The organism is Herminiimonas fonticola (genome assembly GCF_040395855.1).
Taxonomy (GTDB): Bacteria; Pseudomonadota; Gammaproteobacteria; order Burkholderiales; family Burkholderiaceae_D; genus Oxalicibacterium; species Oxalicibacterium fonticola_A.
The window spans coordinates 1-5,904 of the sequence record NZ_JBEBPO010000118.1 but is presented as its reverse complement, the minus strand read 5'-3'; the positions used below and the strand labels follow the sequence as shown (position 1 = coordinate 5,904).

Below are 5,904 nucleotides of genomic sequence, written 5' to 3'. Positions count from 1 at the left end.
ATGTGAGCTGGTGCAAGAAACGCAAGCGCGCACGCGAACACGTGCATTGCGATATTTCCCGCTTCATCAAGGAAATGAAACTGGATGAGGGCGACGCGGTACCGACTGAAGATGAAATCATTACGCCGCAAAACCGGCTGGCGAATCTGAAGGCGCTATTGCAAAAACCGAAAGTGGCTTGAGTCTGCGCCGCATCAGTAAATGGAAAAAATCATGAATGAAGACCGTATCGTCGATATCGAAATCAAGCTGACGCGCCAGGAGGATCTGGTCGATGCCTTGAACAAGATGGTGTACGAACAGCAAAAGAAAATCGATGAACTGGAATCCTTGTGCATTGCGCTGGTCGGACGCTTGAAGGAAGTTGCCAGTGGCGCCAACGAACAGGGTGCCGCCAATGAGCGGCCGCCACACTATTGATGTGCGTGGCTCCTTGCGTAAAGAAAATGCTTTTCCGAAGTTTTAAATTTTATACAGATTGAATTGATGATGACTACCCAAGGCCAGCCGGATCAGGAGCAAAAACTCTTGCATGCCAAACTCAATATGGAAACTTCGCAAATTGCGTGGTCTGAATTGCTGCGTTATTTCGCCGGCGGTTTGGTGATCGTGGTGAGCAGCGATCTTGATCTGGTCGATGTCGCGGCGCGCTTTTCCATCGATGACAAGGCGAGCGTGGAGCAATGGCTGAATGAGGGCAAGCTTGCCAAGGCGACAGATGCGCAGGCAAGCGCCTGGCTGGAAGTGGATAACGTATTGTGGGCCGTCGTGGCACGGCCGTGGGTGCTGGTGCAGGAAAACAAACCGGCCTGAGCGGCAATATGATGAGCGACCAGCAAAAGAACAGAGCGTCAGACAGCGATCCATTGCATGGCCAGAGCCTGGAGAAGATCCTGCTCGCGCTGGTGGATTGCTACGGCTGGGAAGAGCTGGGCCGACGCATAGAGATCAAGTGCTTCAACATCGATCCCAGTATCAAATCAAGTTTGAAATTTCTGCGCAAGACGCCGTGGGCGAGAACGAAGGTGGAAGAACTGTTTGTGAACATGCCCGACTGAACAATCGGGCATGTTGGTGCAAATAAATTACAGTTTGGATTGATGGTGTATTGCGACAAACAGCGTAGCCAGCGTTGACAGCACGGCTTCAAAGTGTGGCTTCGGTTCGGTGTTGTCCCAGATGTAATGCGCCATCACCGCGTCAAATTCCTTGCTGCGTTTTTTTGCTGTTACTGAATGTGCGCGTGTAATCGCTTTCAGGAACTGGCGACGCATGTTCGGAATGACCGGAATGTGTTCGCTGTCATCGAGAAACTCAAAGCCGCTCGGCAAGGAGTTGCCCTTCATCTGGAATTCCAGTCGTTCAAATACGGCAGGCGGCAGATTCTTTACCAGTTCGCAGCCGCTTTCATTGAGCTTCAGCACCATGCTGAAGCCGGCCGGGTAGATCACATCCTCGTCTTCGCGTTCGGATAAAAATACCGCGAGGCGCAATGCATACTCGGCATTGAATGCGTCGTCGCGCGTGCTGTTCTTGCTGGTGCGAGTGGCGGGCCAGAAGATCAGTGTGCCGGGTGTACTTTCGTCGTCCGGATCGGGGAAGAATTCGACCGAGATATCGTTGGCGGAATCGCCGGCAACCGACAGCATCTTCAACACGGGTGCGGCGAGGTCGCCCAGAATGGAAGCAGCAATCGTACCGGTGGTGGCGATGTCGGCGTTGCTCAGGTCTTCTACGATGTAGCCATCGAGTGGCTTGAGTAAGGCGTTGGGGTCGAGCATAAGCGGTGTAGTCATTTTCAAATTGATGTTGTTTGCTGCCGCGAACCGTGCGGCAGCAGGAGTCGTTGCAATATAACTTAAAACCCGGCGGCAACGAAATGGAAATGCCGGGAAATGCGGTAAATGCATAGGCAACATGGAATTTGTCATGCAAGATCGTCTATGGGCAGTCAGCAACGGCAGTCCGTCAAACACAGCACGTTATTTATTCAGGTAAGGAATCCGCATGTATTCATGGCTAGTACCCGCCGTCAAGGCCATCCTGCCGCACGTAGGCACCATCATTGACGCCGCTTTGCCGGTATTCAAGAAGAGCAAGATCGATGAGAATGCCGCGACGCAGGAGGCGCTGTTGCAGCAGCAGATTAACGAACTGCAGGAAGTGGCGTCGCAAAATGCCGTGCGCATCAAGGATCTGGCCGAGCAGTTGCAGCAAATGGTGATGACGCTGGAGCAGGGTGTGATTGCGAATGAGCGGCGTTATCGACGCATGTCCTTATTGTCATGGATTGCCATTGCACTGTCTCTGGCAGCCATAGGTTTATGGTGGCGCGGTAATTAAGCTGATGCTTGAAGGGCGATGCATCCGTTCGCGCATATTGCCGCAAGGCAGTGCGGACAAGGCAAGATGAACTTCTGATAACAATCCATGTCAGTAGTAAGGCATGCAATGCCAATCAATTTACTTGGCAGCATCCATTTCCGTGCGAGCGCTTCGTATCGGTTTCTTATTATTGAACAAGGAGTTGCCATGATAAAACTACGTACCATTCTTGCCGGCACGGCGGTGGCCATGTTGTCGCAAATTGCAGCCGCCCAGTCAGCCCCCCAGGCATGTCCAGTCCTTATCGTGGTGCCTGCTTCAGAGGCGCCATCCGACCCTAACGACCCGAGATATACCGATCAATCGCGCTTGAATTACACTGCTGATCCCTTGGTGAAACGACGTATTGAAGCGAGTGGCAAGGCACCATCCTGCGCAATGCCGGCAACAAGTCCAAGCATGCCTGGCAGATAATTTTCTGATTTGACGGGTGGCTTGTCGGGCGAGAGTACGCAGGTGCTCTCGCCTTGTTTTATTTGCGTCCTGATGTGCACTTCAGCGCTTCTACTTTTCAGCTTTTACTTTCCACTTCTTGCCCTTGTCGTTCTTTGAGAAAAAGCGGCCTGGCAATGTGTACCGGAATTACAGTAATTTTCACTGCGAATTTACTGTGTATTCGTACAGCAAATGTTATGCTGGGCAGTATCTCATTTCAGTTGTTGCCGTCTTATGTCTACGCGTCCCCGCCATATCGCCCATCTTGATATGGATGCGTTTTATGCATCGGTTGAATTGCTGCGTTATCCCGAATTGCGTGGACAGGCGGTTGTGATCGGTGCCGGTTCGGCGCATCAACCGGTACTGCAGGCGGATGGCAGCCGCCGTTATGCGCGCCTGCGCGATTATGCCGGGCGCGGTGTGGTGACTACTTCAACGTATGAAGCCCGTGCGCTGGGGGTATTTTCCGCGATGGGACTGATGAAAGCGGCGAAGCTGGCTCCGGATGCGATTTTGCTTCCTACCGACTTCACTGCCTATCGCCATTATTCCAAATTGTTCAAGGCCGCTGCCAGCGCGATTGTGCCGCAGATGGAAGATCGCGGCATCGATGAAATCTATCTCGACCTCAAGGATCAGAACGAAGAGATTGCCGTCGTTGCACAACGCATCAAGGATGCGGTGAACCTTGCCACCGGTCTTTCCTGTTCGATAGGGATAGCGCCGAACAAATTGCTGGCGAAGATATGTTCGGATCTGGAAAAACCCAATGGCCTGACCATTCTTTCGACAGAGGATATTCCGTTGCGTATCTGGCCGCTCTCGGTCAAGAAAATCAATGGCATCGGGCCCAAGTCCGCAGAAAAACTCGCCGGTCTCGGAATACTGACGATAGCGCAACTGGCGGCTTGCGATCCTGCCGTGCTGCAGGCGAATTTCGGCCGCGTCTACAGCGCATGGCTGATGCGGGTTGCGCACGGCATCGATGATAAGGAAGTGATGACACGTTCTGAACCCAAGTCCATCAGTCGTGAATCGACATTGGAGCGTGATCTGCACGCCAAACTGGATCGCAAGGAATTGAGCGTCTTGTTCACGCAACTGTGTGAGCGTGTGGCAGATGATCTGGTGCGCAAGGGATATCTGGGTCGCACCGTCGGCATCAAGTTGCGCTATGCCGATTTCAGCACGGTGACGCGTGATCTGACCTTGCCCGATCCAAGCAATAATGCACAGGCGATACGCCAGGCTGCCGGCGAATGCCTGCGCCGCGTGCCGCTGGACAAGCGTTTGCGGCTGCTCGGTGTACGGATTACTTCTTTATCGAAACCAGGTGAAGTGCTGCCCACGATGGTGGAGCAGGGCGAATTGTTTGCGGTGGAGCAGCTTTGATTTGGTCGTGTTGATATCGCCCTGAAATGACGATGTTGGTCTGGCTGCACATTCGATGAAGGAATGTGCAGCCATAGGATTTACTCGTCGGTTTTTTCGGTGGCGTCCTGCTTGCCGTAAAACTGCACACCCATGGCAATTCGTTCGCGCCCGCTTTCGCGGCGGTGTTTGTTGGTGTCGCGCAGCGAATACACGCAGCCGCAATATTCCTGCTGATAGAAATTCTCGCGCTTGGAGATTTCGATCATGCGTGCAGAGCCGCCTTTTTTGCGCCAGTTGTATTCCCAGTACAGCATGTCCGGGTATTTCGCTGCGGCGCGTACGCCGCAATCGTTGATCTGGTTCATGTCCTTCCAGCGTGAAATCCCGAGCGAACTGGAAATCACCGGGAAGCCGTGTTCGTGCGCATACAAGGCCGTGCGCTCGAAACGCATGTCGAAGCACATCGTGCAGCGTATGCCGCGCTCAGGCTCGTTCTCCATGCCCTTGGCACGCTCGAACCAGTTGTCGGTGTCGTAGTCGGCGTCGATGAATTCGATGTTGTGCTTTTCGGCAAAGCGGATGTTTTCTTCCTTGCGCAGCAGATATTCTTTTTCCGGATGGATGTTCGGGTTGTAAAAGAAAATCGTGTACTCGATGCCGGAGGCCAGCATCGCTTCCATTACTTCACCGGAGCATGGCGCACAGCAGGAGTGCAGCAAAACCTTGCCGGGTTTGCTCGGGAGTGGAATGGGTTCGCGTTTGAAGTCAGGAGTGGAATCAGTCATCGTGCTTTCTCGTTGCGATAGGCGCATGGTCAGGAAAAATGCGGGGCAACGAGCCTTTGTGTGCAGGGTTCGTATGTTACCAGAACTGGAAAAGTCTGAGAGACGCACTGCGTGAATCTGCTTGCTCTAATGCAAAGATTTGAGTGCCTGCCATGTTGGTGCGCATGAAGTTTGCTTTAGCTAAAACGGGCAGTCTATCGGATGCCGCATTACGCCAATTTCAACTCAAGGAGTGAAGCATGAATCGTCTGGACGTTACTGAAAAAATCATCACCGGCAAGGTTGCAAAAGGTTTGAAATGGTCTGAGGTCGCGGCCAAGGTCGGTTTAAGCAAAGAATGGGTCACGGCGGCGTGCCTCGGACAGATGACGCTGGATGCCAGGCAGGCCGATATCCTGGCCGGTATTTTTGATCTTACGGATGACGAGAAAAAGTGGCTGATGGTGGTGCCGTACAAAGGTTCGTTGCCGACGGCAGTCCCGACTGATCCCTTGATCTATCGCTTTTATGAGCTGGTGAGCGTCTACGGCACCACTTTCAAGGAATTGATCCATGAAGAATTCGGCGACGGCATCATGAGTGCGATCGATTTCAAGATGGATATGGCAAGAGAGAAAGATCCGAATGGCGACCGCGTACGTATCGTCATGAGCGGCAAGTATCTGGCCTACAAGGCTTATTGATTTGCAGAGTTGCTTGTTGGTGCTGGGACTCGCCTACGTTCCGCAGGCCGCGGAATCGCTTGCAAGCGATTCCCTTCGAGTCCCGCCGTGAGCCGCGCAGGCGGCTCACTCCACTTCGCAGAGTGTCGGCTGTGCCGAATCTTGAGATGAAAACAAAAATGCCCGCTTGCGCGGGCATTTTCTTATTTTGGCGGAGTGGACGGGACTCGAACCCGCGACCCCCGGCGTGACAGGCCGGT

Annotated in this window: 9 protein-coding genes; 7 read left to right on the top strand and 2 right to left on the bottom strand. The window is 53.2% G+C overall.

The window, feature by feature from the left end:
• The 4 genes from ABWP27_RS11750 to ABWP27_RS11735 all read left to right on the top strand — a co-directional run.
• The coding region (locus ABWP27_RS11750) for a hypothetical protein (protein ID WP_353156990.1) at positions 1-182 on the top strand (182 nt) is incomplete at its 5' end.
• A 31-nt stretch (positions 183-213) separates the two neighbouring features.
• Positions 214-420 (top strand): SlyX family protein, encoded by a 207-nt coding sequence (locus ABWP27_RS11745; protein WP_353156987.1) that lies wholly within the window; start codon positions 214-216, stop codon positions 418-420.
• A 66-nt stretch (positions 421-486) separates the two neighbouring features.
• On the top strand, positions 487-813 hold the full coding sequence (locus tag ABWP27_RS11740) for a DUF2288 domain-containing protein (protein WP_353156985.1): 327 nt from the start codon (positions 487-489) through the stop codon (positions 811-813).
• 11 nt (positions 814-824) lie between these two features.
• Positions 825-1,058 carry a VF530 family protein gene (locus tag ABWP27_RS11735; RefSeq protein ID WP_353156982.1) on the top strand — a complete coding sequence of 78 codons (234 nt, stop codon included), beginning with the start codon at positions 825-827 and terminating at the stop codon, positions 1,056-1,058.
• Between the two features lie 27 nt (positions 1,059-1,085).
• Here the strand turns inward: ABWP27_RS11735 and ABWP27_RS11730 are convergent, their stop codons facing one another.
• Positions 1,086-1,796 carry a hypothetical protein gene (locus tag ABWP27_RS11730; RefSeq protein WP_353156980.1) on the bottom strand — a complete coding sequence of 237 codons (711 nt, stop codon included), beginning with the start codon at positions 1,794-1,796 and terminating at the stop codon, positions 1,086-1,088.
• 211 nt (positions 1,797-2,007) lie between these two features.
• Between ABWP27_RS11730 and ABWP27_RS11725 the strand changes: the two genes are divergently transcribed.
• Positions 2,008-2,343 (top strand): hypothetical protein, encoded by a 336-nt coding sequence (locus ABWP27_RS11725; RefSeq protein ID WP_353156977.1) that lies wholly within the window; start codon positions 2,008-2,010, stop codon positions 2,341-2,343.
• A 711-nt stretch (positions 2,344-3,054) separates the two neighbouring features.
• A complete protein-coding gene (gene dinB / locus ABWP27_RS11720) occupies positions 3,055-4,215 on the top strand; it encodes a DNA polymerase IV (protein WP_353156975.1) in 1,161 nt (386 codons plus the stop codon).
• Between the two features lie 80 nt (positions 4,216-4,295).
• On the opposite strand, the gene ABWP27_RS11715 is transcribed toward dinB, so the two are convergent.
• The gene (locus ABWP27_RS11715; RefSeq protein WP_353156973.1) at positions 4,296-4,982 is read right to left on the bottom strand and encodes an epoxyqueuosine reductase QueH; all 687 of its coding nucleotides are present in this window, start codon (positions 4,980-4,982) and stop codon (positions 4,296-4,298) included.
• A 239-nt stretch (positions 4,983-5,221) separates the two neighbouring features.
• On the opposite strand from ABWP27_RS11715, the gene cynS reads away from it, so the two are divergent.
• Positions 5,222-5,665, top strand: coding sequence for a cyanase (gene cynS / locus ABWP27_RS11710; RefSeq protein ID WP_353156970.1), 444 nt, complete (start codon positions 5,222-5,224; stop codon positions 5,663-5,665).
• Positions 5,666-5,904 lie beyond the last annotated feature (239 nt).

What these genes read in the sequence shown, in the direction of transcription:
- ABWP27_RS11745 (WP_353156987.1), top strand. Translation starts at nt 214, where the DNA reads ATGAATGAAGACCGTATCGTCGATATCGAAATCAAGCTGACGCGCCAG.
- ABWP27_RS11740 (WP_353156985.1), top strand. Translation starts at nt 487, where the DNA reads ATGATGACTACCCAAGGCCAGCCGGATCAGGAGCAAAAACTCTTGCAT.
- ABWP27_RS11735 (WP_353156982.1), top strand. Translation starts at nt 825, where the DNA reads ATGAGCGACCAGCAAAAGAACAGAGCGTCAGACAGCGATCCATTGCAT.
- ABWP27_RS11730 (WP_353156980.1), bottom strand. Translation starts at nt 1,796, where the DNA reads ATGACTACACCGCTTATGCTCGACCCCAACGCCTTACTCAAGCCACTC.
- ABWP27_RS11725 (WP_353156977.1), top strand. Translation starts at nt 2,008, where the DNA reads ATGTATTCATGGCTAGTACCCGCCGTCAAGGCCATCCTGCCGCACGTA.
- dinB (WP_353156975.1), top strand. Translation starts at nt 3,055, where the DNA reads ATGTCTACGCGTCCCCGCCATATCGCCCATCTTGATATGGATGCGTTT.
- ABWP27_RS11715 (WP_353156973.1), bottom strand. Translation starts at nt 4,982, where the DNA reads ATGACTGATTCCACTCCTGACTTCAAACGCGAACCCATTCCACTCCCG.
- cynS (WP_353156970.1), top strand. Translation starts at nt 5,222, where the DNA reads ATGAATCGTCTGGACGTTACTGAAAAAATCATCACCGGCAAGGTTGCA.